General features: G+C 65.0%; 20 protein-coding genes. 5 read left to right on the plus strand and 15 right to left on the minus strand.

Annotation, left to right across the window (positions count from 1 at the left end; all coding sequences use genetic code 11):
- Nucleotides 1-112: 112 nt before the first annotated feature.
- The 3 genes from ADE01S_RS04000 to ADE01S_RS04010 form a co-directional block, all read right to left on the minus strand.
- On the minus strand, nucleotides 113-2,005 hold the full coding sequence (locus ADE01S_RS04000) for a hypothetical protein (RefSeq protein ID WP_131828704.1): 1,893 nt from the start codon (nucleotides 2,003-2,005) through the stop codon (nucleotides 113-115).
- Between the two features lie 336 nt (nucleotides 2,006-2,341).
- Nucleotides 2,342-3,682 (minus strand): type II toxin-antitoxin system HipA family toxin, encoded by a 1,341-nt coding sequence (locus ADE01S_RS04005; protein ID WP_062680170.1) that lies wholly within the window; start codon nucleotides 3,680-3,682, stop codon nucleotides 2,342-2,344.
- 1 nt (nucleotide 3,683) lies between these two features.
- Nucleotides 3,684-3,947, minus strand: coding sequence for a helix-turn-helix domain-containing protein (locus tag ADE01S_RS04010; RefSeq protein ID WP_062680171.1), 264 nt, complete (start codon nucleotides 3,945-3,947; stop codon nucleotides 3,684-3,686).
- 550 nt (nucleotides 3,948-4,497) lie between these two features.
- Between ADE01S_RS04010 and ADE01S_RS04015 the strand changes: the two genes are divergently transcribed.
- Nucleotides 4,498-5,997, plus strand: a complete 1,500-nt coding sequence (locus ADE01S_RS04015; protein WP_062680172.1) for a catalase — start codon at nucleotides 4,498-4,500, stop codon at nucleotides 5,995-5,997.
- Nucleotides 5,998-6,126: 129 nt separating this feature from the next.
- Here the strand turns inward: ADE01S_RS04015 and ADE01S_RS04020 are convergent, their stop codons facing one another.
- From ADE01S_RS04020 to ADE01S_RS04055, 8 genes are all read right to left on the minus strand, one after another.
- Nucleotides 6,127-8,160, minus strand: a complete 2,034-nt coding sequence (locus ADE01S_RS04020; RefSeq protein ID WP_075873235.1) for a DUF2075 domain-containing protein — start codon at nucleotides 8,158-8,160, stop codon at nucleotides 6,127-6,129.
- Between the two features lie 160 nt (nucleotides 8,161-8,320).
- Complete coding sequence (locus ADE01S_RS04025; protein WP_087881355.1) at nucleotides 8,321-9,343, minus strand: extracellular solute-binding protein; 1,023 nt, start codon at nucleotides 9,341-9,343, stop codon at nucleotides 8,321-8,323.
- Nucleotides 9,344-9,391: 48 nt separating this feature from the next.
- Nucleotides 9,392-11,041: an ABC transporter permease gene (locus ADE01S_RS04030; RefSeq protein ID WP_062680173.1), complete on the minus strand. Its 1,650-nt coding sequence runs from the start codon at nucleotides 11,039-11,041 to the stop codon at nucleotides 9,392-9,394.
- Nucleotides 11,038-12,090 (minus strand): ABC transporter ATP-binding protein, encoded by a 1,053-nt coding sequence (locus ADE01S_RS04035; protein ID WP_062680174.1) that lies wholly within the window; start codon nucleotides 12,088-12,090, stop codon nucleotides 11,038-11,040. Before ADE01S_RS04035 ends, ADE01S_RS04030 begins: the two co-directional genes overlap by 4 nt.
- A 30-nt stretch (nucleotides 12,091-12,120) precedes the next feature.
- Nucleotides 12,121-12,924: an inositol monophosphatase family protein gene (locus ADE01S_RS04040; protein WP_062680175.1), complete on the minus strand. Its 804-nt coding sequence runs from the start codon at nucleotides 12,922-12,924 to the stop codon at nucleotides 12,121-12,123.
- A gap of 17 nt (nucleotides 12,925-12,941) precedes the next feature.
- Nucleotides 12,942-14,207, minus strand: coding sequence for a methylaspartate ammonia-lyase (locus ADE01S_RS04045; protein WP_062680176.1), 1,266 nt, complete (start codon nucleotides 14,205-14,207; stop codon nucleotides 12,942-12,944).
- Between the two features lie 16 nt (nucleotides 14,208-14,223).
- A complete protein-coding gene (locus tag ADE01S_RS04050) occupies nucleotides 14,224-15,663 on the minus strand; it encodes an aldehyde dehydrogenase family protein (RefSeq protein ID WP_062680177.1) in 1,440 nt (479 codons plus the stop codon).
- A gap of 82 nt (nucleotides 15,664-15,745) precedes the next feature.
- Nucleotides 15,746-17,386 (minus strand): GMC family oxidoreductase, encoded by a 1,641-nt coding sequence (locus ADE01S_RS04055; RefSeq protein WP_062680178.1) that lies wholly within the window; start codon nucleotides 17,384-17,386, stop codon nucleotides 15,746-15,748.
- 300 nt (nucleotides 17,387-17,686) lie between these two features.
- Between ADE01S_RS04055 and ADE01S_RS04060 the strand changes: the two genes are divergently transcribed.
- The 4 genes from ADE01S_RS04060 (at nucleotide 17,687) to ADE01S_RS04075 (ending at nucleotide 22,979) form a co-directional block, all read left to right on the plus strand.
- Nucleotides 17,687-18,589: a LysR family transcriptional regulator gene (locus ADE01S_RS04060; protein WP_062680179.1), complete on the plus strand. Its 903-nt coding sequence runs from the start codon at nucleotides 17,687-17,689 to the stop codon at nucleotides 18,587-18,589.
- 208 nt (nucleotides 18,590-18,797) lie between these two features.
- Nucleotides 18,798-19,436, plus strand: coding sequence for an RNA polymerase sigma factor (locus ADE01S_RS04065; RefSeq protein ID WP_062680180.1), 639 nt, complete (start codon nucleotides 18,798-18,800; stop codon nucleotides 19,434-19,436).
- 5 nt (nucleotides 19,437-19,441) lie between these two features.
- On the plus strand, nucleotides 19,442-20,458 hold the full coding sequence (locus ADE01S_RS04070) for a FecR family protein (protein ID WP_075873240.1): 1,017 nt from the start codon (nucleotides 19,442-19,444) through the stop codon (nucleotides 20,456-20,458).
- Between the two features lie 100 nt (nucleotides 20,459-20,558).
- Nucleotides 20,559-22,979, plus strand: a complete 2,421-nt coding sequence (locus ADE01S_RS04075; RefSeq protein ID WP_062680182.1) for a TonB-dependent receptor — start codon at nucleotides 20,559-20,561, stop codon at nucleotides 22,977-22,979.
- Nucleotides 22,980-23,077: 98 nt separating this feature from the next.
- Here the strand turns inward: ADE01S_RS04075 and ADE01S_RS04080 are convergent, their stop codons facing one another.
- From ADE01S_RS04080 to ADE01S_RS04095, 4 genes are all read right to left on the minus strand, one after another.
- Complete coding sequence (locus ADE01S_RS04080) at nucleotides 23,078-24,061, minus strand: Bug family tripartite tricarboxylate transporter substrate binding protein (RefSeq protein ID WP_062680183.1); 984 nt, start codon at nucleotides 24,059-24,061, stop codon at nucleotides 23,078-23,080.
- 212 nt (nucleotides 24,062-24,273) lie between these two features.
- Nucleotides 24,274-24,993: an arylmalonate decarboxylase gene (locus tag ADE01S_RS04085; RefSeq protein WP_062680184.1), complete on the minus strand. Its 720-nt coding sequence runs from the start codon at nucleotides 24,991-24,993 to the stop codon at nucleotides 24,274-24,276.
- Between the two features lie 32 nt (nucleotides 24,994-25,025).
- Entirely contained in the window at nucleotides 25,026-25,985 is a 960-nt protein-coding gene (locus ADE01S_RS04090; RefSeq protein ID WP_062680185.1) for a Bug family tripartite tricarboxylate transporter substrate binding protein, read from the minus strand.
- A gap of 91 nt (nucleotides 25,986-26,076) precedes the next feature.
- Entirely contained in the window at nucleotides 26,077-26,853 is a 777-nt protein-coding gene (locus ADE01S_RS04095) for a GntR family transcriptional regulator (protein WP_062680186.1), read from the minus strand.
- Nucleotides 26,854-26,868: the final 15 nt, after the last annotated feature.

Consider the following 26,868-nt stretch of genomic DNA (forward strand, 5'->3'; position numbering starts at 1 on the left):
TTCTTAGCGTGCAGGACTCATTCGCGACAGGGACGTTCCCTTCGAGTCTATCAGCATACGGGGGCTCCGGCCGAGCCCTGGCGCGCGCCGCCTCCCGACTCCGCCGGCACCGTCAAGAATAGTGATGGACCGTCGTCCCGGGGAAAGTCCATACCGCGCTTTCCTTATGTTCCTTCAGCAACTCTCCATAGCACTCGACGTCCTTGAACGTGATCATGCGGCCCTCCAGCTCGAAGTGGAGCTCGCGCTCCTCCAGCAGCATTCGGGTCCGGGAAATGCTGGGCGGATCGTCCATGTAGGCGATAAATGCATCCACGGTGATCGGGCCGTCCAGGCGCGGATCGTGGACGAAGGTGCGCCGCCGCGACGACAAGGGCCGCATGGAGAGCTTCTTGCGAGCGAAGAAGGCGTAGAACATGTTCTCGTCGATGACGTAAAAGTCCTCGTTGAATCTCACCCGCCCCAGCTTTGCGGACGTCAGGATCACCCTCATCACCCTGGACGGCACCCATGTCGGCGCAAGCCCGAGCCGGTCGCGGACGTGGGCCAAATGACTCTCGAAGTAGTCGCACGTCTTCCGGTGCTGTTGGGCCGCATCCCGACCAAGCTCAGCCTCAAGCTCCACGTAACTGCGGAAATCGCTGGTCTGGAACCGGCCCTTGCATTCGCACAGGAACAAAACGTCGTCTTCCAGCACGAAGGCCACATCGCAGTCCCGGTTCTTATGCTTGACCTTTCTCGCGACGATGCCCGCATCCGCCAATACCCGGCGAGTCAGCTTCTCGAAGCCCGGCCCGATGAACTGCAGCTCATGGTTCGGCTCGTCCTTCCTGCTTCTTATGCTTTTCAGGAGAGACTCCAGCGAAAAAGCCGGCTCGATCAGCAGGGCCGCCGTGGGAACCAAGACCAGTTCGCCGTTGAAGGGAATCAATGGCGCATCGAGAATGTCTTTCGAGGACGCATTGAAGGTGAAGCGGCGCAGAATCTGCTCGGCAGATTTCACCGGGATTCCCGCCGCGACGAACTCGGCCAGGAAAAAATCGGCTGTCTTGTGCAACAGCAACGTTGCCGGCTGCCCGATCAGGGGATGCGATTCAATGTGCTGCTTCGCAATCTCCTTGACCACCGTATAGGCGCGAATCCATTCGCACAGCCTGGCTCCACGGACTTCCTCCCGCAGGTCTTCCGAGTAGAACTGCTGAGTCGTCATGTAGGCGGACTTCACCTCGTCGTTCGACCTGAACCCATCGATAGGCAATGTCCGGGTGGAGCCGGCGACTGCCGGATGAGTCATCGGATTGAAGGACTCCCCTTGCCTGACCCCGCGAAGACGGCTGAGCGACACGCGGAATGCGGACAGCAACTCGGACCCGCTGGCATCAAAGACCGCGACGTTCTCATGCCGCGTTCCCCTCGCTTGCCCATGTTCCCAGATCGACCGTCGTTCGTGGAAGATCGCCCATTCGCCACTCAGAGGAAGATGCAGGCATGCCGCGTCGAATTTCGCACTGTCATAGTGCACGCTCATCCTCTCCCCCGCTTCCAGGAACGACCTCAGCGTGAGGGAGAAGTAAGACATGGCGTAGTCCACTGAGGCGCCGAAGTCCAAGGGATTCTTGTAATGGTCCTCGTCCAGGAATTCCACCGCGATGGAGGTATTGAAATGCTCGTAAGTCGGCAACCCGCAGGTGGACCTGAGCTGTTGCTCGTGCACCAGCATCGTGTGATAGAGCTCGTCGGACCTGGAATCGAATCTTGCGCCGATGGCGGCGATACGGTCGGTAAATGAACGATCCAGCGCCACGAAAATACCGGCATCGTCCAGGAGTTCCCGCACGTCCCGAACCTCGTCCCGCTTCTGAAGCAGGCCCTCGATGTCCGGATCGGCATAAAGGCGGTGCAGTTTCACCTCCCGCAACACCGCCGCCAGCTCCTCCGCCGGCACGGACGGCAGCTCCAAGGCCGCCATCACTTTTTCCTTGATCTTCTCCCGCGTCCTTTTCATCTCTCTGTCCTGGTCGCAAGTCTCGCAAAACGCCAGCATCCGCACCCGCGGAATCGAGGCTGGCCCTCTGCTCACGCGGAAGAATACCGTACCTTCCGGGCGACAAGCTCACAGCGAAGCCATGGCGCAAGCGGTCGTCGACATGGCGCGCCAATCCGGACGACGGGATCAAACACCCGATGCGGTTGCGCGACGAACTCGACAGCTGCATAGACCGCGGGAGCCTGTCGCTCACGGACTGCCCGCTGCGCAATCCCATGGACAGACTGGGGGAAGAAGGCCCGGGGGCACGGATTCTGGAGCGGCCGTGGCGGAGACGCCCCCCTCTCCCCTTGCCTACGGCGCCATCGCGCCGAGCGCCTTCGCGGCCTGCTCAAGTCCGCCCAGGATGGCATCGGCGACACGCGGCGAGAAATCTCTCGGCAGCGCGGCTTGAACTTCCGCAATCGCCGCCGGCGTACGGGCGAGAAGTTCTTCAATGATCGGCTCCGCCGTCGCGGCGTAGCCGACTCTCTGCGCGGTACTGTTGAAGTGCCTGCGCTGGATGCTGTGCATCTCGTAGTGCCGGTTCTTGCCGAACAAGGCCATCGCCGACTTGATTCCATACGGCGACCATAGGCTGGGACCGTCGCCCAGCACCGGATAGACCGACATCACGTCATACAGCGGGCTCAACTGAAAACGACCGCGCGGCCGAAGCTGGATGCTGAAGTTCTTGGCATGGCCATCGGGCGCTCGCAGCAGCCAGAACAGCACCTGCGCCGCCATCAACGTCTTCATGTCGGCCTCGGCGTTCACCGACTGCCGCAGCGTGGCGAACAAGGCCTTGAGCCCGGGGCCGCCCTCATTCTCATACTTGCGCAGCGGCGAGCAGCCTTCAACCTGGCAGAAATCTTCCTGCGGAAGGCGCATAAGCCACTGGCCGTTGGGCGCGACGCGCCGATCGAAGCGCTCCACCACCAGCGCGCGCTGCCGGCCGAAGGTCGCGATATCCGCGTCGGCCACGGCCAACCCATAAGCCTTCAGCAGCCGCAGGCACAGCCATTCGTTGTCGACGGAGGTGCTGAAGTCCGCCCGGCGCCCGCCCATCAGCCCGAGCGGAAGCTTGAAGATGTGGCTCGTCGGCGTAGCGCCCTGCGGCACGAGCCACTGCCCGCCCCACCAAAGGAAAGCCGTCTTCTCCTGCGCGCCGGCCAACGAAATGCGGAAATCCGCGTCCGGGTCCCGCCCCGCCGCGAAGGCCAGCGGCGTAACGGTTTCGATCAAGTGTCGCTCGATATCCTCCTCGGACAACGGGACGCCCTCAATACGGTCGAAGCCCTCCGGCTCCTCGTCCTGCCCCAGCAACTGCACGGCCCCCACGCAATCGCGTCCGATCGCCGCCAGCAGATCGAACGGTTCTATCGATCCCGTCTTGAACCGCTCGGCCGCGCGTCTGCGGATGGCATCGCTGTCCGGAAGCAGGTTGTCGAAATAATTGGCGACCTTCTCGCCCCTGAGCGGCAGGTTCTGCAGATTGAACGGCAACGACAACGACAGTGGCCGGCCGATGTCGGCACCGACCCAATTCGCGTCATATTGCAGCTCCCTCTCTCCACGCGCGGGAATCGTCCAGCGACCGACGTGGATGCCGTTGGTCCAGATGGACAGGCTGCGGCTGTGCGATCGACGCCCCATGTCACCAATCCGCGGTCGGCTCGGCGGACACTGCGGCGCTGCCCCGGGTCCCGATGGCCAGCTCCAGGCCCAGCGCCGCGCACCACGCCAGAAGTTGCTCCACGCTCAACTCGTGGGCATTGAGTTCAAGATGAGAGACCCGCGACTGGCTCAGGCCGATACGGGCAGCCAACGCCGATTGGGTCAACCCCTGCGCCTTGCGCGTGGCCTGGAGCACCGCGGCAAGCTGGACGGCGGTGATCAGGGTATGGGAGGTCGGCGTCATAGCGGATACCCGGGATTCAGTTAAATGAAAAATATCTGCAAAACAGATAATTGTCAAATAGTTGAAATACAACTATTTTCATGAAGGCGGATCCTGACCGCCTGGCGGACCCGATCGCGGTCCCGCGCTGCGCGCTCCGGCCGCGCAACCACACCGCGCGCTGCGACGCTTGCCTCGGATGGCATCCCTTGCGCGCTCCGCCGGGCTCTTCCGGACGAATCGGATGAAGGCACCGGCCACCACCGCCGCCGCCATCGGCAGGCCCTGCACCTGCCGCCACAACAAATAGTCCTCATCTATTAAAACTATTCAATGATTCAATTTTACTATTTACATAGATCATAAATATTATTGACCTATGCCATAGCGCCGACCGGGCCAGGATGTCTCAATGATGACTGGGGCGACCCGGCGCTAGGTCAGAAAGGTCCGTCGGCTGGCCCCTGGGGGCTGACGCCCGGCCTCCGTAGTCCGGTAGATCGTCGTTTCCGTCACCGCTCGGCCTGCCCGGTGTGAACCACAGGACCGACTCTCAGCATAGGAGCTCCCCATGGGTAAACGCATTCCCAAGAAGCAGCAATGTCCCCTGACTACCGCGTTCGGCGCGCCGGTAGTCGATAACGAGAACACCATGACCGCCGGGCCTCGCGGGCCCGTGCTCTTGCAGGACGTCTGGCTGATCGAGAAGCTGGCCAACCTCAACCGCGAGGTCATCCCCGAACGCCGCATGCACGCCAAAGGGTCGGGCGCATTCGGGCACTTCACCGTCACGCACGACATCTCCCGCTACACGCGCGCGAAGCTGTTCAGCAATATCGGAAAGAAAACCGACGTATTCGCGCGCTTTTCGTCGGTGGCGGGCGAGCGCGGCGCGGCCGACGGCGAGCGCGACATCCACGGCTTCGCGGTGAAGTTCTATACGGAAGAAGGCAACTGGGATCTGGTCGGCAACAACACGCCGGTATTCTTCGTGCGCGACCCGCGCAAGTTCGCGGACCTGAACAAGGCGGTCAAGCGCGATCCGCGCAGCAACCTTCGTAGCCCCACTCACAACTGGGACTTCTGGACGCTGCTGCCCGAATCGCTGCACCAGGTGACCATCGTCATGAGCGACCGCGGCATTCCGGCCGGCTATCGCCACATGCACGGCTTCGGCTCGCATACGTTCAGCTTTATCGACCCGGACAACCAGCGCCACTGGGTCAAGTTCCATTGGCGCACCCAGCAGGGCATCAAGACGCTCACCGACGCCGAAGCCGGCGACATCATCCGCCACGACCGCGAAAGCTTCCAGCGCGATCTTTACGAAGCCATCGAGCGCGGCGACTTTCCCCGCTGGACCCTCTGCGTGCAGATCATGCCCGAGGGCGACGCGGAGAAGGTCCCCTACCACCCCTTCGACCTCACCAAGATCTGGCCGCACAAAGATTACCCGCTCATCGAAGTCGGCGTGCTGGAGTTGAACCGCAATCCCGAGAACTACTTCGCCGACGTCGAACAGGCGGCGATGGCGCCGAACAATCTCGTGCCCGGGATCGGCATCTCGCCCGACAAGATGCTGCAGGCGCGCATGTTCGCTTACTCCGATGCGCAGCGTTACCGGCTAGGCGTCAACCATCACCAGATCCCCGTGAACGCCGCGCGCTGCCCGGTGCACAGCAACCAACGCGACGGCGCCATGCGCGTAGACGGCAACTATGGCGGCTCGCTGCACTACACGCCCAACAGTTTCGACGTCTGGAATGACCAACCCGCCTACCGCGAACCCCCGCTCAAGATCCGCGGCGACGGCGATTTCTGGGATTTCCGGGAAGACGACGATGATTACTTCAAACAGCCTGGAGACCTGTTCCGCCTGATGAAGCCGGCTCAGCGACAGGCTTTGTTCGAGAACACCGCCCGGGCGCTCGGCAATGCGCCGGACTTCATCAAGCACCGCCACATCGCCAATTGCAGCAAGGCAGACCCTGCCTACGGCGCGGGCGTGGCCCAGGCGTTGGGACTGAGTTCCACCGGCCGACCCGCGCCATCGCGTAACGCCAAGCCGTAGACCTCCCGCCCGTGCCTCGTGGCCGCCTCGGGAGCAATATGGGGATGCCAATGGGCAGTTCAGCCGGCATTCGGCAACCTGCGCCTGGCGCCGAGGGCCGGCGTCAGCGCGGGCGGCTGAGCCTGTGAACTATTCGTCTGCAAGGGCTGGCGCCGCCTCTATCGCCGGGTCTGCCACCGGCTCGGTCGCCACAGGCCCAGCAGCGTCGAACTCCCTGAGGCCACACGACTTCAAGAACTCGAAGGTCTTGTCGTAGTAGTTCGGCAACCGAGTCGGATCGGACGAATCGCCTTTCGGCACGAAAATGATCATGCCCTGACGGGCCCGGGTCAAGATAACGCGATAGGCGTTCTTGAGATAGAGCTGCCTCTCTGCCTGCCTAACTCTTTGCCACGTCGTCCCACGAAAGCTATAAGCCCCCCAATCGCTCTCCTGATGGCGAAAGTCCGCGTCCCAGCATATGCCAGCCCAATCCAGCTCAAGCCCCTGAACATCAAACTCGGTGGCAACCTCCTCTAGATAGTAGGAGGAGCGCACATCCGTCCGGTCGTTCAAGAACCACAGTTCGGCATCGATCTTTGCCTTCGTATGCAACCCTTCAGGCCGCAATCGATATGCGCCGGAGGATGCAATCAGGCCATAGCGCTCACTTCCACGTGCTGTCCTTCGTAGCCAGTCCTTAGCGGTCGCAAGATCGCGTGTCAGCCATATGGGATAAGGCGTCTCAAGCGTTCGGTAAACGTCGCGGGCCTTTCCCGGGCGGTTCTCAACAACATGACTGATGAAGCTCGAAAGCGCCTCTGCCCTGAAAGACCGCATCGATACGCTTAGATGCAGCTCGCTAAATCGTTGGACAGACATCGCCGCCAACTGCTTAAGCGCGGCTGGGTCAACGGTATAGTCACCCTCCTCCAGGCGATCCGATATATAAATGTCCCAGCGCTGAAAGCGTTTCTTAAGTGCGGTCACCCATTCATCCAGGCCGGCCTCCCCTGTATTGATTTCTTGCCCCCCACCGATGAGGCAAACGACTACGCACCAATCGTCGTGACGATCCATCACGCTGATCAGGAACTCAGGTTCAGACATATCGAAGCCGTGCTGACCACGCTTTCTCTGCATAAACTTGCTTGTTTGGGCGTGCGTCCAGGCACGTTGTGCCTCATCAAATACGGCGACCTTCTCGTGCGGCGCCCTCTGGTTCCTTAGCGCCTCGTCTCGAAAATGATGAATATTCTGAATAAAGCTAGACACCTTGCGGCGCGCATCCACCTTTGAGACACCCGTACTCGTCGCTACGTTTCTAGCGAGCGCTTCCCGCAACACAGTAACTAGAGGGCCATTACCGGAAAGGAATACGGCATGCTCATCCGAATGCTCTTGCAGTCTCTTTGTGGAGATATTGAGGCCCGCAAGTGTTTTTCCTGCCCCTGGAACGCCCGTGACGAAGCAGATTGATTTGCGGCCTTGAGATTTAGATTGGTCAATAATCGCGGAGATGCGATCGGTTGTTTGACTAAGATTCTTGGCACCCGCGTCAGATCGCGAGATCTGTTCGACCGAGTGATTCTGATAGAGAGCTTGCGCCGCCTCTACGATTGTCGGGGTCGGCTGATAGCCTGATTTCAGCCATACGCGCACATCAGTCGACTCGCCAGAGGCGACAGCGGAGCATCGATTGATTACGTCCGTAAGTTGTTGCACCGGGATAAGAAGAGGTTCCGCCACCTTGTCCGCGGCAAACTTGAGCGCACTCTGCCTGGACGAAGCGGACTCCGTTGCAAGCGCGATCGGGACGATGGGCAGGTCATGGCTGCCCTTGTGGAAATTCTTCAGATCCAACGCGTAATCGTGCACCTGATCAATTGCGGAGCGAGTGTACGTATTTGCCCCGACCTTGAATTCCAGCACGAAGAGGATGCCGTCAACGAGAAGTACGACATCCGCACGCTTTCCAATACGCGGAATCACGAACTCAAATAGGATATGGCCACGCACCATCCCCGCGAGAGCCTCTTTGAGCAACCGGATCTGGCCTATCCACGCATCGCGTTGTAGCTGTTCAAGGGCGAAAGCATGATGCTCTGCCAAGGCCCCCAAAATGGCCTGCTCGTCAGCTGCCAGAAAATCCACAATCGGGGCTTCGTAATATGCCGCCTGCATAGCTTTATGTACCTTATAGGGTGCTCTTGGACTTAATAGAACAGTGCACATCGCCAACCGCGGAGCTATGAATAATACCTTTCCCTGCCATTCCGCCAATGCAGCCGTTCAGTTCCAATAAAAAAAGGCGCCGAAGCGCCTTTCCCGCACCATCCCCTCCCTACTTCCCCCCCGCCTTCGGCAGCGCCCTCCAGCGCGCCAGGAAGGCGTCGCGATCCGCGGTAGCCACGGCTTCGTCGAAGGGCAGCAACTTGATGCTGGACAGGTCCGGCATGTCGATGGTTTCGCTGACCTTGATGTCGCTGCGGCTCGGCCTGCGGAAGGCGGTTTCGAGCAGGGCGATCTGTACCTCGCGCGACAGGATCAGGTCATAGGCGCGCCGGGCGGCGGCCGGATTGGGGCCGTTCCGGATGAGGGCGATGTCGTCGGGAATCTCGAAGGTGCCGTCCTCCGCGTACATGAGGCGGATGCCGCGCTGTCCGCCCGCGACGTAGGGGTAGGCGATGGATTCGTAGGTAATGCCGACGGCGTACTCGCCCTGCCCCACGCTGCGCACGACGTTCGAGCCGGATGGGGTCACGACGCAGTTCGCGGCGATTTTCGCCAGGACTTCCGCCCCGAAGTTCTTTTCTATCCACCACAGAATGGTGAACGCCGTGGAGCTGTCCTCGGGGTTGGAAACGATGATTTTTCCCTTGAACCGCGGATCCGTCAGGTCGCGCCACGACGCGGGCGCCTTGCCCTGGAACTGCCTGGCGTTGAGCATTGCCACGGCCACGTGGACGTTGGAGGCGGCCCACAGGCCGCTCTGCTCCACGTATTTCTCGGGTATGGCCGCGAGCTCGGGCGATCGGTACTCGGCCAGATGGGTCTTGTAGCGCTCCAGGGAGCTGGCGAACGCCGTCCAGAAGATATCGGCGCGGGGGCTGGCCGCTTCGGCTTCGACACGCTTGAGCAACTGCCCCGTGCCGCCGGCGACCATGCTGAGCTTGACGTCCCGCAGCTGCTTGCGCGCCACGTCGGTCACGGCCTGCGCCGACTGGGCATTGGCGGACACATAAACCACGACCTGGCCGCCGGCCTGAGCCTGGGCCCGAGCGAAGGAAAAGGGCAAGCCGGCAGCCAGAAGGGGCGTACCCAGAACCATGGCCCTGCGCAGCGGCGAAAAATTGGAACGTTTCATGTCATGCCTCCTAGGAAGAGATGAGACCGGGATGGATCGCAGGAATGGTCAGAACAGCCGGATTCTGAAACCCTTGATGGCGACGACGATGGGCACCAGGATGACCGTGATCAGGATCACGCCATAGGCCGACGCCTGGGCCATCAGGCCGCTGTCGATGAGGCGGAACATCTGGATGGGCACCGTCTCCCGGCCCGGCGAGTACACGACGATGGAGGCGCTGAGCTCGGATACCGTGGTGGTCCAGGTCAGCACCGCGGCGGCGGCGATGGCCGGCACCATGAGCGGCAGCACCACCTTCAGGAACGACCGGACCGGCGGCACGCCCAGGCTGACCGAGGCCTCTTCTATCGAGTCGGGAATATTGAACAAGGTGGACGACGCGTTGCGCACGCCGAAAGACAGCCGCCTCACCATGTAGGCCAGCACGATGACCGTTCCCGTGCCGCTCAGCACCAGCCAGCCGGTGTTGAAGGTCATCAGCAGGCCGATGCCGATCACCGTTCCGGACAATGCCAGCGGCAGCGAACTGACGTAGTCCAGCATGGGCGTGAGGCGGTTGCGTTTCTTGACGATCAGGTAGCTGACCAGCGTGCTGAAGGCAATGCCCAGCGCCGTGGCCATACCGGCGTACATGATGGAGTTCAGCACCGGGTCCGGCGCGCCGATGAGCGCCCGTTCCAGATTGGCCAGCGTCCACTCTCCCCAGCGCATCACCGGCCCGCGCGCCCGGGTGAAGGCGCCCGCCACCAGCGTGATGAGCGGCAGCATCGACACCAGCACCACGCCCACGGCCAGGATCGCCAGGACATGCTCGCGCGCGCCGCGAACCCGCGTCTCCGTCGGGCTGCGCCCCTGCACGATCTCGTAGCGGCCGCGGGCGATGATCCAGCGCTGGACGAAGAGCGCCATCATCACCAGGAGGATGGAGGTCGTCGCTAGGGTGCTCTGCATCACGGGCGGTCCGCCGATCTCGGAGGTGGCGGCCAGGTAGGTCAGCACCGACAGCAGCTCCACGTCGTGCCCCAGGAACATCGAGGTGGCGAAGTTGCCGACGACCAGCGTGAACACCAGCAAGGCGCTGGCCAGCACGGCCGGCATGATCACGGGCACCATGACCTTGAGCCGGGACCTGGCCGGGGACGTGCCCAGGCTGCGGGCGGCCTCTTCCAGCTGCACGTCGAAGCCCCGCATGGCCGCCAGCGTCCCGATATAGATATAGGAGTAATAGGTGAACGTCATCACCACCAGCAGGCCGGGCCAGCCATAGAAGGACGGGATGTCGATGCCGAGGTAGTCGTACAGCGCGTGCGTGATCACGCCGTTGTTCCCGAGCAGCATCAGCCAGGTCTGGACCGAAATGACCTCGGGGATCACCAGCGTGATCAAGGGGAGGATGGACACCAGCCACTTGCCCGGATAGCTGTGGCGGGCCGTGAAGTAGGCCAGGGGCACGCCGATGACGGCCGCAAGCGCGGTGACGCCCAGGCCGAGCGCGACGGTATTGCCGATGGCCTTCAGATAGCGGGTATCCGATAGCAGGATGCTCCAACCCGATTGCCCGTCCGCGGATTTCGCGGTCAGGCTCGATACCAGGATATTGGCCACGGGCAGGATCAGGAACACGACCAGCAGGCCCAGCGACGCCAGCGACAGCCAGACCCACGGCGAACGGAGAGACGCGCGCAGCCCGCTCATGACGCCAGCACCCGGGTCTTGAGCGGATCGAAGGCCAGGCTGACCTCCATGCCGGCGTCGAACTCCTCGCGCCTGTCGCCATGCACATCCACATTCACCATTCGGCCGCCGCCGAACTCGATGCGGTAGGTCGTCTTGACGCCGAGATACTGCTGGCTCCGTATCCGGCCGGGCAGGCCGCCCTCTCCCGCCCGGGCGAGCCCGATGTCCTCCGGTCGCGCCACCAGGATGGCGGCGCCATCGACCGCGTGCGGCGCCCGCGCGCGCAGCGCATGCTGATCCAGAACCACCTCCGCGGCCCCCGGCCCCGTGGTGCGACCCTGCACCGGGATAAGGTTGGCCGCGCCGATGAAGTCGGCCACGTAAGCGGTCGCGGGTTCGCGATAGATCTGCTGGGGAGAGCCGAGCTGCTCGACGCGCCCCTGGTTCATGACGGCGATCTGGTCCGACAAGGCTAGCGCCTCCTCCTGGTCGTGGGTCACGAATACCGTGGTGATGCCCGCCTCTCGCTGCAACTCGGCAATGGTCTCCCGCACCTGGACGCGCAGCTTGGCGTCGAGGTTGGACAGCGGCTCATCCATCAGCAGCACCTGCGGCTGGATCACCATGGCCCGCGCCAAAGCCACGCGCTGCCGCTGGCCGCCCGACAGCGCGGCGGGCAGCCTGTCGGCGTAGGGACCTAGCCCGACGCGCTCCAGGGCCGCCGGCACCTTCTTTCTGATCGACGCCCCGTCCATCTTCCGCGCGCGCAGGCCGTAGGCCACGTTCTCGAACACCGTGCGGTTGGGGAACAGGGCGTAGTCCTGGAAGACCATGCCGATATTGCGCTCGTGCGCGGCCAGCTTCGTCACGTCCTTGCCGCTGAAGCGCATGCTGCCCGAGGCGATGGGAATGAAGCCCGCGATGGTGCGCAGCAAGGTGGTCTTGCCGCAGCCGCTGGGCCCCAGCAGGGTGAAAAAGCTGCCCGGCGCGATGTCCAGCGTCATGCCGTCGATGACGCGCGTGCCGCCGCCATAGGTCACGCACAGGTTTTCGATGGAAATGCCCATGGATAGTCTCCTCGCTTAACCTAGGCCCCGTCAGCTCGCGGCCTGCGCCAACAACGCCAGCGCCTCGGCATGACGGGCCGGATCGCCCGCAGCCAGGATCCGCGAGCCCCAGTTCTCCAGCCTCAGAGGGCGGCCATTCCAATCGGTGATGACGCCGCCCGCCCCTTCGATGATGGGCACGAACGGCGCGTAGTCCCAGAGCTTGAGGCCGGCATCGATCGCCACGTCGGTGCGGCCGCTGGCCAGCAATCCATAGGACATGCAACAGCCTCCGTAGATGCGCCAGCGCGTGCGGCTGCGCAGCGCCTCGAAGAATGGCCGTTCCTCCGCGCTGTAGAGATCGGGGTTGCTGGTGCTCAGCATGGCGTCGCCCAGGCTCGGGCAGGCCCGCGTGGCGCAAGGCTGCCCCCGGAAAGCCGTGGCGCGGCCCGCGGCGCCCACCCAGCGGTCCTGCGTCACGGGTAGATCCATGACGCCCAGCACGGGCGCGCCCCGGTGCATCAGCGCGATCAGCGTGCCGAACACGGGTACGCCGGCGATGAACGGCGCCGTGCCGTCTATCGGGTCCACCACCCAGACGTACTCGGCGTCCAGCCGCACGTGGCCTTCTTCCTCGCCGTAGATGCCGTGCGCGGGATAGGCCTGCTCGATGAGATTGCGCAGCCGCTCCTCGATCGCCTTGTCCAGGGCGGTGACGAGGCTGCGGTCGGCTTTCACCTCAACGCGCGGCGCCAACCCGATATTGGGCGCGAACAGCAGGCGCGATTCGTCGGCGAGGCGCTCGGCAAACGCGATCAGCGCGTCCAAGGTCGCGGCGGGGATGGGGGGTGTCATGTCTGTCTCCTTGATTTCTACTTTTTTGTCTGGGCGAGATGGGCGTCGAGGCGCAAGGCGCGGTTCATTTCGTTCTTCACGATGGTGTAGCCCTCGTCGAAGCCCATGCCCGGCTTGGCCAGCATCTGGGCCACCTGGGTGGCGATGCCGATATGGACCGTGGCGCGCGCCGACAGGTCGGTTTCCGCGCAGGTGCCGCCCAGCACCGGCCCCACGCCGTGGCGGTGGCAGTCCAGGATGGCGTCGATGGTGTGGTGGAGGGAGCCGAGGTCCGGCGTCTTCACCTGGATCAGGTCGGCGGCCTGGGCGGCGGCGAACAAGCCGATGTCCTCAGCCGTATTGGCCCATTCGTCGGCCACGATCCGCACCTGGCTGCGGCGTGCCCGCAGCACCTGCCGCAAGCGCGCCAAGGCCTGGATCTGCGCGTCGCGGCTGCCGGCGTCCAGCGGATGCTCGATGGTCAGCGGGAACGCCCCCGCCGCGGCCTCCAGCCGTTGCAGGATGTCGGCCGTGCGATCCGGCGAGCCCTGCACCAGCGCACCGACCATGCCGTAGACGTCCAGGTGGATGCGCGGACGGTAATCCGGCCGGGTCCGAAGCTGCTTGATGCGCGCAACGATCCACCGTATGTAGCGCTCCAGCTCGGCGCCCTCGGGGCCGACCAGGTCCAGCGTATTGATGAGCCCGTGCGGCAGGATGGGCACGCTTTTCAGGATCATCTTGTCGACGTTGGCGTGGCGATCGTCTCCCGACTGGGCATAGATCGGCACCTCCGCGAGCGGCGCGGCCAGCGCCCATTCGTCCTTGATGACACGGGCCATCAGGTGATGGCCGGCGACATGGGCGGCCGCGTCCAGCAAGGCCTGGGAAACGCCATAGGCCGCCGCGCGCTGTGCCTCCACCGATACGCCGATCCAGCCCTCGGCCCGCGCCGCGGCCTCGCGGAAGCGGCTGACGTCCAGGTCCAGCAGGCGGGGCGCCAGGTCCTCTTCGATCTGCCGCGCCAGCTGCGCGGCATGGAAGCGCGGTTCGCGCCCGCCCACCCCGGAATACTGCACGCTGGCGCAATCGCCCATGGCGACGTAGCCATCGCTGAGCACCAGCATGACGGAAACGGACTCCGAGGGCTCGCGCACCGCGGCGTAGCCTGGTGTGACAGCCGTGCCCAGATAGGCGGCGCCGTCGCGCTCCGCGCCGGCCTTGATGGCCGCCTGGTCGTCAAAGAAGAACGAGCCGACGCCGGCGGCGGCGAGAACCTTGACGATCTTGATCGATTTTCCCATTGCAGTCTCTTGAGGGTTAGAGGGCCGATTGGCTGACGAGCCGCAGCTGCATGTAGGCCAGCACGCCTTCGGTGCCGCCTTCGTAGCCGTAGCCGCTATTGCCCAGGCCGCCGAGGGCCACGTCGGGCAGCGAGGGAGCGGTCTGGTTGATGCCGATGTTCGAGGCGTTCAGGCGGCGGACCAGTTCATCGCGCACCCGCAGCGAATCGGTGAAGACGTATGCGGCAAACGAATATGGCGTGGCATTTGCCAACGCCACCGCCTCATCCACGCTCTCCACCGACTGGACGGTAGCCACGGGGCCGAACGGCTCCTCGACCAGGATGTCCGCGTCCCGCGAGACCGCCGACAACACTGTCGGCTCGACGAAGAACCCGGGACGATCCACCCGCTTCCCACCCGTTTCCAGCACGGCGCCCTTGGCCACGGCGTCCTCCACCAGCTGGAGAAACGCCGCCACGCGCCCGCCATGGGCCACCGAGCCCAGCGTGGTGCCCTCGTCCCGCCCATGCCCGAGCGTGTATGTCCGGGCTTTGGCCACCAGCGCCTTGACCAGCGCATCGTGCACGGCCGGATGCGCCAGGTAGCGCGTGGGCGCCACGCAGGACTGGCCCGCCGATCCGAACTTCGCCGGCGCGGTCAGCTGCACCACCTTCTCGACATCCGCGTCGCTCCACACGATGACCGGCGCATGCCCGCCCAATTCGAAAATCGGACGGATCAGGTTGGGCGCGGCCAACGCCGCAAGCTGCTTGCCCACTTGCGTGGAGCCCGTGAACGACACGGCTTTCACCTCCGGCGAGGCCAGCAACTGCCGGCTGACCGCCGCAGGGTCGCCGAACACCAGGTTGACCACGCCTTCGGGCAGGCCGGCATCCGCCAGCGTCTGGACGATGGCGCGCGCGCTGTATGGCGTGAATTCGGATGCCTTCAGCACCACCGTGCAACCGGCGGCCAGCGCCGCGCCGAGCTTGCGCCCGACCAGCACGGCCGGGAAATTCCACGGAGTGATCGCCACCACGACGCCCAACGGCGTCGGCAGCGATAGCCGCGTGCTGCCGGGCACGACGCCCTGGTGCACCTTGCCGCTGATGCGGCCGGCCTCTTCGCCGTTCCAGGCCAGGGTCTCGATGGTGCGCCGCAGTTCGCCCACCGCGTCGGCGCGGGTCTTGCCGGATTCCAGCAACAGGCCGTGGGCGACTTCCTCGATACGCTCGGCCAGCAGGAGGGAGGCCTTTTTCAGGATGGCGCCGCGCGCCTGCCCCGTCAGCGCGCTCCACACGGGGAAGGCGCGGCTTGCGGCGGCCAGCGCCGCCTGGACCTGGTCTGCGTCCGCCAGCGTCACGACGCCGACGGCCGCGCCGGTGGCCGGGTCGATATTGGGCTGCGGCCCGGCGTTGCCCTCCTCCCATCGGCCGTTGATGAAAAGATGGGCATCAAGATTGTGTTCGGCCATGGCCGTCTCCTAAAAATGGACTCGCGCGGCGCCCCCGGGGCTTGTCTATCCTGGGGCAGCCCGGCAATAAGCGTTTCGGGTATTAGCCGGGAGGGCGTTTGCCGCGAACCAGATCCGCGCCCTTCTCGGCGATCATCAGCGTGGCGGCATAGGTGTTGCCGGAGGTGATCGCGGGCATGACCGACGCGTCGATCACCCGCAGGTTCGCCACCCCGCGCACGCGCAGCGAGTCGTCCACCACCGCCATCGGATCGGATGCCGGGCCCATGCGGGCCGTGCCCACCAAGTGGTAGCCGGTAGACCCGTGGTGCTTGCAGAAGTCCAGCAACTGCTCGTCGGTGCTGAGTTGGACGCCCGGCACCGTTTCCTCCACCAGGTACTTCGCCAGCGCCGGCGAATGCAGCAACCCGCGGATGATCTTCATGCCCGCCACCATGACCTCCTGGTCCAGGCTGTGCGCCAGGTAATTGGGCTGGATCAGCGGATCCTCGTACACATCGGTCGAGCGGGCGCGGACGTGGCCGCGGCTCAGCGGCCGGTGCTGCCACCAGCCGCCGGTCACGCCGGGGTAGTCGTCCAGCACGTAATGCTTGCCTTCCTTGTAACTGCCCGGCACGAAGACGCACTGCAGGTCCGGCCGCTGCACCCCGGCATTCGACTTGCAGAACAGGTGCGCCTGCGACGGCGTCAGGGTCAGCACCCCCGGCTTGCGCGCCAGCCAGCGCATGATCTGCCACAGGAGCCGCGGGCCCCGCGCCATCTCGTTCAGGGTCGTGACGCCGGGCCGGGCGCGCATGACCAGGCGCGCCGAGTAATGGTCGCTGAGGTTCTCGCCGACGCCGGGCAACTCATGCACCACCTTCACGCCCAGTCCGGCCAGCAGGCTTGCTGGGCCCACCCCCGAAATCTGCAGCAGCCGCGCCGTATTGACGGTGCCGGCGGACACGATCACTTCGCGTCGCGCACGGACGACGGTTTCCTCGCCGCCCCGGCGCCGGATGAACCCTACCCCCAACGCGCGCTTGCCCTCGAACAGGATGCGCTGCGCGCGCACGCCGGACAGCAGTTCCACATTGCCGCGCTTGAGAGCCGGTTCCAGGAAGGCCACCGCGGCGCTCACGCGCAGGCCGCGCTCTATCGTGCGCTGAAAATAGCCCACGCCCTCCTGATCGCCCGAGTTGTAGTCGGGATTGCGCTTGTGGCCGGCGGCGACGGCCGCCTCGATGAAGGTCTCGGAAATGGGATGGAACCAGTCCATCGGCGTCACTGGTATCGCGCCGGAACGCCCCCGGACCTTATCGTCGCCCGGGCCGGTATAGCGCTCGGAGCGCGCGAAGTAAGGCAGCACGTCCCGGTAGCCCCAGCCCGCGTTGCCCTGCGCCGCCCAAGCGTCGAAGTCCTCCGGTTGGCCGCGCACGATCATCATGCCGTTGATGGAACTGGATCCGCCCCGCACCCGCCCCTGGGTGGTGGAGATCTTGCGCCCGCCGCTACCTTCGGACGGCTGGGTCTTGAACTGCCAGGTAATCCGATCCTGGCTCAAGGTCTTCACGAAACCGGCCGGAACGCGGACATAGGGGCGCAGATCGCTGGGGCCCGCTTCCAGCACGCATACCGTCACGCCGGGGTCTTCGGACAGGCGAGCGGCCAGGATGGAACCCGCCGATCCGGCGCCGACGATCACGTAGTCGTAGGTTTTCGCGCTTGCTGTGCTTTTGCTCATTTCGTCTCTTGTGCCGGATGCTCGGGGCGAGGGCCAGACCGCGGTTGCGATGTCGACGAAATAATAGGAAGCTAGATAGAATCCAAAAAGAGAATTGTTTTATTTGATAAATGCAAATTTCGCATCTATCTGGAAACTAGATAGAAACCCTAAAGGGTCGGCCCGCATCCGGAAATCTCGCCATATCAATGGCTTGAACGAGTATTGCGACGCTTTCGCCTATTTTCCACCGTCCGGGATTGATGATTCAGTTGAAGATACAAGAATCATGGATGCATAACTTTCAACTAATAAACGACCATGCCCATCAATGCCTACAAGGTTTTCGTCGCCATCGCCGAACGCGGCAGCTTCGCGGCGGCCGCGCATCAACTGAACCTGTCGCCGTCCGCCGTCAGCCACGCCCTGGCCTCTTTTGAAGAGGAACTGGGCTTCACGCTATTCGTGCGCAACCGCAGCGGCGTTCGCCTGACCTCGGGCGGCGAAGCCTTGCTGCCCACCGTCCGGGAAGTGCTGCAAAGCAATGAAAAGCTGGAACAGCAGGCTTCCAAACTGCTGGGCCTTGAAGCGGGAACGGTGCGCATCGGCGCCTTCAGCAGCGTAAGCGTGGCCTGGATGCCGAAAATCATCCGGTCCTTCTCCGAGCTCTATCCCAATATCGAGGTGGTCATCGAGCAAGGCGGCTACGACGACGTGATCGAATGGATCCTGAAAAGCCGGGTCGACCTCGGCTTCGTCACCTTGCCCGTCGCGCCCGGGCTGGATGCCACGCCGCTCTATGCCGACCCCCTCGTCTGCATCGCGCCACCCGGCTTTCTGCCGAAAAACAAAGCCTACATGACCGTCGCGGAACTGGCCGAGCACAACCTGGTGCTCCAGGGCGAAGGCTGCGGCAAGGAAACCCAGCAGTTGCTGGCCACCCATAAGGTCGCCATCAAGTCGAGCGCGCGGGCCACGGATGATGCCGCCATCATCGCCATCGTCGAAAGCGGCCTGGGCATCAGCATCGTGCCGCAACTCGCCCTGCTCAATTACCGGAGCTCCGTGCAGGCCTTCCCGTTCTATCCCGCGGAAAGCCGCGCCATCGTGCTGTCGTCCTTGAGCCACGCGGGCCTGGCGCCGGCGGCAAAGGCCATGCACAGGCACATCGTGGAATCGGTAGCGTCGTGGTCGAAGCAGGAAAAAGAACTGCAACCGGCGTGAACAGCCTGGATGGACCGCAGCACTGCCGCCCGGGCGTTTGAAGCCGGCAAATGTGCACGGATGTGGCGCGCGCGCCGCATTCCTTCCCGATCGGAGCCTGAGGGTAAACGATTGCTTGCACGGCTTGTGTCAAAAAATAATAATAGGAATCATTCTTGACTATGCCCCACTACGCTCCGCCGGCCGGGGCGGCGTTTTGCTTGCCCCAATGTCAGCGCCCTCCCCGATCCATCCCGCCAAACGGACGGCCACTGCCTCGGCAGTGCGCGAGTTCGTCGACGACCTGCTCAGCCACTATCGGGACCTGTACCGGCACCTGAGCTACCAATTGCGCAATCCGGACGACGCCGCCGACATTGCCCAGACCAGTTTCGAGCGCGCCTACGCCAGCGGCCTGGACGACGCCCACAAGAACGGTCCGGGCATTGAGTCGTCGCGCGGGCTGCTCTTTCGCATTGCCCATAACCTTTGCATCGACGAGGCTCGCCGCCGCAAGGTCGCCCGGACCTGGCTGGCCGAGCACGCCCCGCTCGAAGCGGAACGAACCGCGCCCTCGGCCGAGCAGATCGTGTCGCAACGGCAGATGGTCGAGCGGGTGGCCGCGGTGCTGGCGTCCCTGCCCCCGCGGCGGATGCAAATATTCCTGCTGTACCGGGCCTACGGCCATAGCCGCGCCGAAATCGCGCAACAGCTGGGCATTACGGAAGCGGCGGTCGCCAAGCACCTGGTGCGCGGCACGCTGGATTGCTCCCGCGCCCTGCGCAACCTGCGCCTCGATACCGGCTTTGACGACGCCAGCGACCGCCCGCAAACCAAGTACGATCCGGCCACGGACGACGGCAATTGACCATCATGCAGCAAGTACCCGACGAGGGACTCATCGAGCAGGCGCTCAGCCTGATCGCCACATCGGAGATCGCGACTGAGCGCGCCGCCCGCCAGGCCGCCTCGCGATTGGCGGCCTGGCGCACCCGCGCGCCCGAGAACGAAGCCGCCTACGTCGAAGCCCTCCGGCGCTGGAAGCTGCTGGCGGTGGTAGCGCCGGAAATGCGAGAGCATTTTCCCCAGGACGTCCCGCTGGCCGCCAGCCGAGGAATGTCCCGTCGGACGCTGCTGGGCTGGGGCGTGGCGGGCGCCTGTACCGCGTTGCTCGGCACGGGCTGGTACTGGCGCCAGCCCGTTTACCGGGCGTCTTATGAAACCGGCTCCGGCCAACTCTCCCTGGCCCAAGTGCCCGACGGATCCGACGGCGACGGCTTGGGAACGCGGATCGACCTCAGCGCCCAGACTCGGCTGGCCGTCAGCCTGTACCGGCACGAACGCGTGGTGGAACTGAGCCACGGCGAAGCGCTGTTTACCGTGGCGCCTGACGCCAGCCGCCCGTTCCGGGTCCGGACCCGGGGCGGCGAGGTCGAGGTCGTGGGCACGGTGTTCACCGTCAGCGACCGGGGCGGCGCCGTGTCGCTGGCCGTCGAGGAAGGCCACGTCCGCTTCCACCCCGCGCCGCGCGACGCCCGTTGGTACACGCTGGCGCGCGGCGGACCTGCCCTGGATTTGCGGGCCAACACCGCAGTCACCTGGCGCGACGGCGACGTCGAGCCTGTCCGCCGCATCGACCCGGAAAGCGTGGCGGCGTGGCGCAACGGTTGGCTGTGGTTCGACAACCAGCGCCTGGACGAAGCGCTGCCAGCGATCAATGCCTTCCGTGCCCGCCCCCTGACGGCGGCCAGCCCGGCCGTCAACGCCCTGCGCCTGACGGGCCGGTTCCGCAGCGCCGACGCCGACAGCGCCTCGCGTGTGCTCGAAGCCATCCTGCCGCTGCGCGCGGAGACGCGCCCCGACGGCGACGTCGTCTTGCGACTGCGCTGAGATTTTTTCGCCGGAGGTGTATCCATTTCGGCGCCTCATCCGTCTTCTGTCTCGATGGCCGCCCATGAGGGCGACGATTCTCTCGATAGACGGAGTTGAAATGCACCAATCCGGTATTCGCCGGTCTGCGCGGGTCCTGGCGCTGGCGGGCGCGCTCGGCCTGCCCCTGGCCGCCACGCCCACGAGCGCCCAGGCCCAGGCCCAGTCCGAACGGCTCTACAGCATCGACCTGCCCGCGCAGCCCCTGAACACGGCGCTGACGGCGCTGTCGCGCCAGACCAATACCTCCATCATGGCGGGCGGTTCGCGCGTCGCGGCGCACAGCGCGCCGGCGGTCTCCGGCCGCATGACAGTCCAGGAAGCCTTGACGCGGCTGCTGGCGGGGTCAGGCTTGTCCAGTGCCGCCACGCCTGGCGGCGGCTACGCGGTGACCGCGCCGGACCAGAGCCCCGCCGTAACCACGCTGGCGCCGGTGCTGGTGACGGGCCGGCAGCAATTGCCCGAACCCTACGCCGGCGGCCAGGTCGCCCGCGGCGGCCGGGTGGGCCTGCTCGGCGAACGCGATGTGATGGACACGCCGTTCAACATGTCCAGCTACACCTCGGAGCTGATCCAGAACCAACAGGCCAACTCCATCGCCGACGTGCTGGCCAACGACGCGTCGGTGCGAACGGTCAACGAGGGCCAGGGTTCCGTTGCCGGCACGGGCGACGAATTCCAGATCCGCGGCTTCCCGGTGCGCAACCAGGACGTGTCCTTCAACGGGCTGTACGGCATGCTGCCGCTGCGCACCATCGCGATGGATGGCGTGGAGCGGGTCGAGGTGCTCAAGGGCCCCACCGCCCTCTTGAACGGCATGAGCCCCCGGGGCAGCGTCGGCGGCGGCATCAACGTCGTGCCCAAGCGCGCCGGCGACGAGCCCCTGACCCGCCTGACCGCCACCTATCAATCCGATTCCCGCTTCGGCGGCATGGTCGACATCGGCCGGCGGTTCGGCGAGAACAACGAATTCGGCATCCGCTTCAACGGCTCGTACCGCGACGGCGACACGGCCGTCCAGAACCAATCCAATCAGATGGGAACGGCCGTCGTCGGGTTGGACTACCGCGGCGACAGGCTGCGCGTCTCGCTGGACGCCGGACACCAGACCAACAACATCGACGCGCCGGGCGATTCGGGCGTGCTGATCTTCGGCGACCACCTGCCGGTGCCGCGCGCGCCCGACGCCTCCAAGGGCTATTCGCCCGACTGGGGCTATTCGAAGTCGCGCGACAACTACGGCGTACTGCGCGCCGAGTATGACATCACCCCCCAACTGACCGTATTCGGCGGCGTAGGCTACCGGCGCAGCGACAACCGCTACCTGTACGCAGACCCCATCGTGGTCGGCGAGAACGGCGAACTGCTGATGCGTCCGTACTATTGGCCCAGCTGGGAGCAGAACGTCTCCAGCGTATGGGGCGCGCGCGGCAACTTCAACACGGGCTCCGTCAAACACGAAGTGAGCCTGAGCTATTCAACCTTCGAACAGCGCGCCGGCTACTACGACTACTACATCTACGGCCTGTCGCCGTCCAATCTGTACGACCCCGCCGACATCCCCAAGCCGTCCACCGATGGGCTATCGAGTTCGCCGCCGCGCACCTCGCTCCTGAAACTTCCGACGATCGCGCTGGCCGACACCCTGTCCTTCGCCGATGACCGGGTCCAGTTCACCGCGGGCGTGCGCTATCAGACGGTGAAATCGACGAACTACAGCTACACCACGGGCCAGGAGACTTCCAGCTATGACAAATCCGCCGTGACCCCGGCGTTCGGCCTGGTGGTCAAGCCATGGAGCGACGTTTCTCTATACGCAAACTACATCGAAGGCCTGACCGCCGGCCCCATCGCTCCGGCCGGCACCGTCAATGCGGGCGAGATCTTCGCGCCCATCAAGACCAAGCAGATCGAGGCCGGCGTAAAGGTCGATTTCGGTTCGGTCACGACCACCCTCGGCCTGTTCCAGATCAAACAGCCCTCCGGACTGGCCACGGTCAGCGGCGGCGTGACGCGCTATGACATGGGCGGCGAACAACGCAACCGCGGCGTCGAACTGAACGCCTTCGGCGAGCTTGCCCGGGGCGTGCGCCTGCTGGGCGGCGTCACGTACATCCAGCCGACGATGACCCGCACCGCCTCCGCCGACACCGAAGGCAACAGCGCCGTCGGGGTGCCGCGCTGGATGGCCAATATCGGCATGGAATGGGACCCGTCGTTCGCACCGGGACTGACGCTGACCGCCCGCGCGCTGTCGACCAGCTGGCAATACCAGAATCTGGAAAACACCCGCCGCATACCGGGCTGGACGCGCTGGGACGTGGGTATGCGCTACGCCACCCGCGCTTTCGACCATCCCGTCACGTTGCGCGCGACGGTCAACAACGTCTTCGGCAAGGATTACTGGTCGTCGGCATCCGAAGGGTACCTGCGCCTGGGTTCGCCTCGGTCGGTGATGCTGTCGGCGTCGGTGGACTTCTGAGCATGCACGGCAGGCCGGCGACCTCGCGCATCGGGATGCGTCCCAGGTCCTGGCAACCTAAGGGGGCAACACCTCATCGAATCAGGACGTCCAGGAATCTACTGTTCCTTCAACCCCAACGACTTCATCAGCGGGGCGAACAGTTTCTTCTCGTCCTCCACGCGCGCGGCATAGTCGGCCGCGCGCAGCGGTAGCGCCTCGGCGCCGGCGTCCAGGAATCGCGCCTGGATCTCCGGCCGTGCAAGCACCTTGTTGATTTCGCCATTCATACGTTCGACCACATCATCGCGCGTGCCGGCGGCGGCATACACACCAAACAGGCTGTCCGCGAAAACGCCGTCGATGCCGACCTCGGAAAAGGTGCGTATGTCGGGCGCCACGGCCGCCCGCTGCCGGCTTGCCACCGCCAGCACCTTCAGCTTGCCCGCCTGCACCATGGGAAAGACCGTGGCCGGTCCAAACGCGAAGTCGATCTGGCCCGCGGCCAGGTCTTGTATCGCCGGCGCCACGCCGCGATATGGCGCGTGGGTGGCCTGCATGCCGGTCGCCTGCTTGAGCAGCTCGCCGGCCAGATGCGGCGTCGTGCCATTGCCGGCCGAACCATAGTTAAGCGGCTCGGGCCGTTTGCGCGCGTATTCGACGAACGCTTCCAGCGTATCGACGCCTAGCGAAGACCGGACGAACAAGAACAACTGGCTGTTGGCCAGCAAGGCGACCGGCCGCAGGTCCCGCTGCGGATCGAACGGCATGCTGGTGAACATCACCGGGTTGACCGATACGGTCGTCGAAGGATTGAGCAGGAAGGTATGGTTGTCTCCGCCGTTGCGCACGACCTCGGCGCCCGCCACGTTGCCGCCCGCGCCGCCCCGGTTTTCCACGATAACCGTCTGCTTCAAGGCCTCGGCCAAATGCGGCTGCACCGTGCGCGCCAACACGTCGACCAGCCCGCCGGGGGCCAGCCCCACGACCAGGCGCACCGGCTTGGCCGGCCAGGCCTGGGGTGAGGTTTGCGCATGGCTGCCCGTCGCCCAGCCAGTCAGCGCCAGCATCATCATGGCCAGGCAATGTCTACGCAGCAGCATGCGAATCTCCTTACGGGGCGTCACCGCGCGATCCTGCGTACGGTGCGTCGGGTGCCGCACCACGGTGTATGCCCCTTGATGCCTCATCGCGGCGGCAGCCCTGCCTATGCCGCTCATTCTTCACAAAACTTTAAGCATAAAGAATCCCGGATAACCCTAGTGCGCCGGCAGCGACAAGCGCAGCTCAGTAAGACCGCTTTGGTCCCTGGCGGTCAGGCGCCTAGCAGGCGGCCGTATCCGGGCGCAACCTTGGCCCCGCCACCCGCTAGACGCACCGCGTCCCAGAACCCGGCGGGCGAACTGGACACGACGGGCACGCCCAGCCGACGCTCGACTTCCGGAATGGCGTCGAGCGTCTGTAGACCGCCGCAGGACAGCAGGATTGCATCGCTGTCCGGCGCCGCCTCGATAGCGCGCACGCAAAGCTCGACCAGCGTGTCCGTGTCCACGCGGGCCATGGCGTCCACGCCCGTGATGCCCAGGCTGCGGCACCCGGCGGGGACCAAGCCCTCTTCGGCAAGGAATGCCGCCAGGCGGTCATTCACATCGTCGATGTAGGCCGTCGCCAGCGCAACGCGCGCCACGTCCAGGGCGCGCAAGCCATTGAGCACCGCCGTGCTCATAGTCGTGCACGGCAGGCCGGTGGCGTCATGCATCGCCGCAGTCAACGCCCGGTTGAAGGCCGCGCCCCGGTAGAAGCTGAGGGAAGTGCCCATCAACGAGATTACCGCGGCCCCCTCCTCCTTCAAGCGACACGCATGGTCCACGACCGATTCGATCACCGCGTCATAGCCCTCCGGCGTCACCGAACCCAGGCCCAATCCGCTGGCGATGAAAGGCAGGCCGGGATAAAGGCGCGCACCATCCGCCGGCACCAGGCCGGCGGCCGGCGGCACGATCATGCCAATAATGGGCGTGTTTGAGTCTTGCATGAAAGCGTCTCCTTCTGGTGGATACCGATAATTCAAGGGGCGAACGTCAACTTGGCTCGCGAGATCAGATCGACCCAGCGCTGCTCCTGTGCCGGCAGCCAGGCGGCGAGCGCGTCGGCGGGCTCATAGCGCACCAGCGAACCTTGCGCAATGAACGCCTCCCGCAACTTCGGCTCGGCCAATACCTTCGGCAGTACCTGCGTCACCTTTTCAAGCGCGGCTGCCGGTGTCTTGGCCGGAGCGAGCAGGAATATCGCGGGTGTGGCATCGAAGCCGGGCAAGGTCTCGGCCACCGTGGGCGTCTCGGGCAAGCCCGGGAAGCGATCGGTACCCAGGACCGCCAGGATGCGGATGCGCCCGGCGCTGGCCTGCGGAATCACCGCGGGCAGGCTTGAGATGGCGGCCGACACCTGATCCGACGCCACGGCCTGAACGGCCGGGCTGCCGCCCTTGTAAGGCACGTGCACCATGTCCACGTTCGCCATCGCCTTGATCAGTTCCCCGCCGAGATGGTGCATGGATCCGACGCCCACCGAAGCGTAGGTGTAGCGGCCGGGTTCCTTGCGAGCCATCGCCAACAAGTCCGACAGCGAGCCGGCCGGACTGGACGCCGGCACCGCCAGCGCCAGCCCCGCGTCGCCCACCATCGCGACAGGCGTAAAGCTGGTGCTCATCCGGTAATTGACTTTCGGGTAGATGTGCGGAGCAAGCAGCAACGAGGTATCCGCCAGCAGCAGAGTCGCGCCGTCCGGATCCGCCCGCGCCACCACGTCCGCGGCAATCGTGCCGCCTGCCCCGGCGCGGTTCTCGACCACCACGGGCCGGTCGATGGCCTGCGCCAGCCCCTGCGCCAGCAAGCGCGCCAGCGTATCCACGCCCCCGCCCGGCGAAAACCCGACGACGATCTTGACCGGCGTAGTCTGCGCCTGCGCGGCCGGGCTCGCGGCGGCAATGAACGCGGCGGCCGCAAGGCCTGCAGCACGATGGAACATGGCTAGTCTCCTGTCTCTGTTTTGGTCAATGGCGCAAAAGCGCCGGGCAACACGAGGCCCCCGGCTTGCGCCGGCAAACGCCTTGCGAGGTTCAGTTGATCGGGTTGGAATGCCTGCCGGCCACGCGCGGGCCGTACAACCAGGCCAGCGTGGCCGCCGCCGGCGCAGCCTGCTCCGCGGCGCGCATGCTTCCCACCGCGGCGAACAGCCCCTGCGGAAAGCGCTCGGCAAACTCGCGGAACTGCTGCCCGCCCTCGACGATGTGGCGCGTGGCGGCCCGCGAAGCCGCCCCCTCGTCGCCATCCAGCACCGCCTCCAGAATGCCGGCATGCTCCCGCCACGAACAAGCGAGGCGGCCCGGCTGGTCGAAGTGACGCAGCCGATACGGATGCGTGCGCTTGCGGATCGCCATGATCTGCTGGATCAGGTAGTCGTTTCCGCTGGCGCGATAAAGGACGTCGTGGAACGCCAGGTTCGCGGCGGCGTAACCGCCTGGGCGCAGCGCGGCCAGGTCCGGCTCGGCATCGCGATGCGTTGCCAGCAGGTCCCGGCGCCCCGACTGGGTGATCCGTTGGCTCGCCAGCCCCGCGCACAAGCCTTCCAGGTAAGCCAGGGTCTCGAACATATTGGCCAGTTCGCCAGGCTCAAGCGCTGCCACGAATATGCCGACACGAGGCTTGATGTGCACGTACCCCTGGGCGGAAAGCTGCAGCAAGGCATCCCGCACGGGTGTGCGCGAAACACCGCAGCGTTGCGCCAGCAAGGTCTCGTCCAGCGCCAGGCCAGGGGGCAGTTCGGCATTGACGATCTGATCCTCCAGCGTCTGCCGTATCCGGTCGGCCGCCGTGGCGGGGTAAGGCTTCTGCATGACGATTCCCTAGCT

Origin of the sequence: Achromobacter denitrificans NBRC 15125 (assembly GCF_001571365.1) — a bacterium.
Taxonomy (GTDB): Bacteria; Pseudomonadota; Gammaproteobacteria; order Burkholderiales; family Burkholderiaceae_B; genus Achromobacter; species Achromobacter denitrificans.

Bases quoted from the DNA above. Each gene is read 5' to 3' on its own strand.
- ADE01S_RS04000 (WP_131828704.1), bottom strand. From the start codon at position 2,005: ATGAAAAGGACGCGGGAGAAGATCAAGGAAAAAGTGATGGCGGCCTTG.
- ADE01S_RS04005 (WP_062680170.1), bottom strand. From the start codon at position 3,682: ATGGGGCGTCGATCGCACAGCCGCAGCCTGTCCATCTGGACCAACGGC.
- ADE01S_RS04010 (WP_062680171.1), bottom strand. From the start codon at position 3,947: ATGACGCCGACCTCCCATACCCTGATCACCGCCGTCCAGCTTGCCGCG.
- ADE01S_RS04015 (WP_062680172.1), top strand. From the start codon at position 4,498: ATGGGTAAACGCATTCCCAAGAAGCAGCAATGTCCCCTGACTACCGCG.
- ADE01S_RS04020 (WP_075873235.1), bottom strand. From the start codon at position 8,160: ATGCAGGCGGCATATTACGAAGCCCCGATTGTGGATTTTCTGGCAGCT.
- ADE01S_RS04025 (WP_087881355.1), bottom strand. From the start codon at position 9,343: ATGAAACGTTCCAATTTTTCGCCGCTGCGCAGGGCCATGGTTCTGGGT.
- ADE01S_RS04030 (WP_062680173.1), bottom strand. From the start codon at position 11,041: ATGAGCGGGCTGCGCGCGTCTCTCCGTTCGCCGTGGGTCTGGCTGTCG.
- ADE01S_RS04035 (WP_062680174.1), bottom strand. From the start codon at position 12,090: ATGGGCATTTCCATCGAAAACCTGTGCGTGACCTATGGCGGCGGCACG.
- ADE01S_RS04040 (WP_062680175.1), bottom strand. From the start codon at position 12,924: ATGACACCCCCCATCCCCGCCGCGACCTTGGACGCGCTGATCGCGTTT.
- ADE01S_RS04045 (WP_062680176.1), bottom strand. From the start codon at position 14,207: ATGGGAAAATCGATCAAGATCGTCAAGGTTCTCGCCGCCGCCGGCGTC.
- ADE01S_RS04050 (WP_062680177.1), bottom strand. From the start codon at position 15,663: ATGGCCGAACACAATCTTGATGCCCATCTTTTCATCAACGGCCGATGG.
- ADE01S_RS04055 (WP_062680178.1), bottom strand. From the start codon at position 17,386: ATGAGCAAAAGCACAGCAAGCGCGAAAACCTACGACTACGTGATCGTC.
- ADE01S_RS04060 (WP_062680179.1), top strand. From the start codon at position 17,687: ATGCCCATCAATGCCTACAAGGTTTTCGTCGCCATCGCCGAACGCGGC.
- ADE01S_RS04065 (WP_062680180.1), top strand. From the start codon at position 18,798: ATGTCAGCGCCCTCCCCGATCCATCCCGCCAAACGGACGGCCACTGCC.
- ADE01S_RS04070 (WP_075873240.1), top strand. From the start codon at position 19,442: ATGCAGCAAGTACCCGACGAGGGACTCATCGAGCAGGCGCTCAGCCTG.
- ADE01S_RS04075 (WP_062680182.1), top strand. From the start codon at position 20,559: ATGCACCAATCCGGTATTCGCCGGTCTGCGCGGGTCCTGGCGCTGGCG.
- ADE01S_RS04080 (WP_062680183.1), bottom strand. From the start codon at position 24,061: ATGCTGCTGCGTAGACATTGCCTGGCCATGATGATGCTGGCGCTGACT.
- ADE01S_RS04085 (WP_062680184.1), bottom strand. From the start codon at position 24,993: ATGCAAGACTCAAACACGCCCATTATTGGCATGATCGTGCCGCCGGCC.
- ADE01S_RS04090 (WP_062680185.1), bottom strand. From the start codon at position 25,985: ATGTTCCATCGTGCTGCAGGCCTTGCGGCCGCCGCGTTCATTGCCGCC.
- ADE01S_RS04095 (WP_062680186.1), bottom strand. From the start codon at position 26,853: ATGCAGAAGCCTTACCCCGCCACGGCGGCCGACCGGATACGGCAGACG.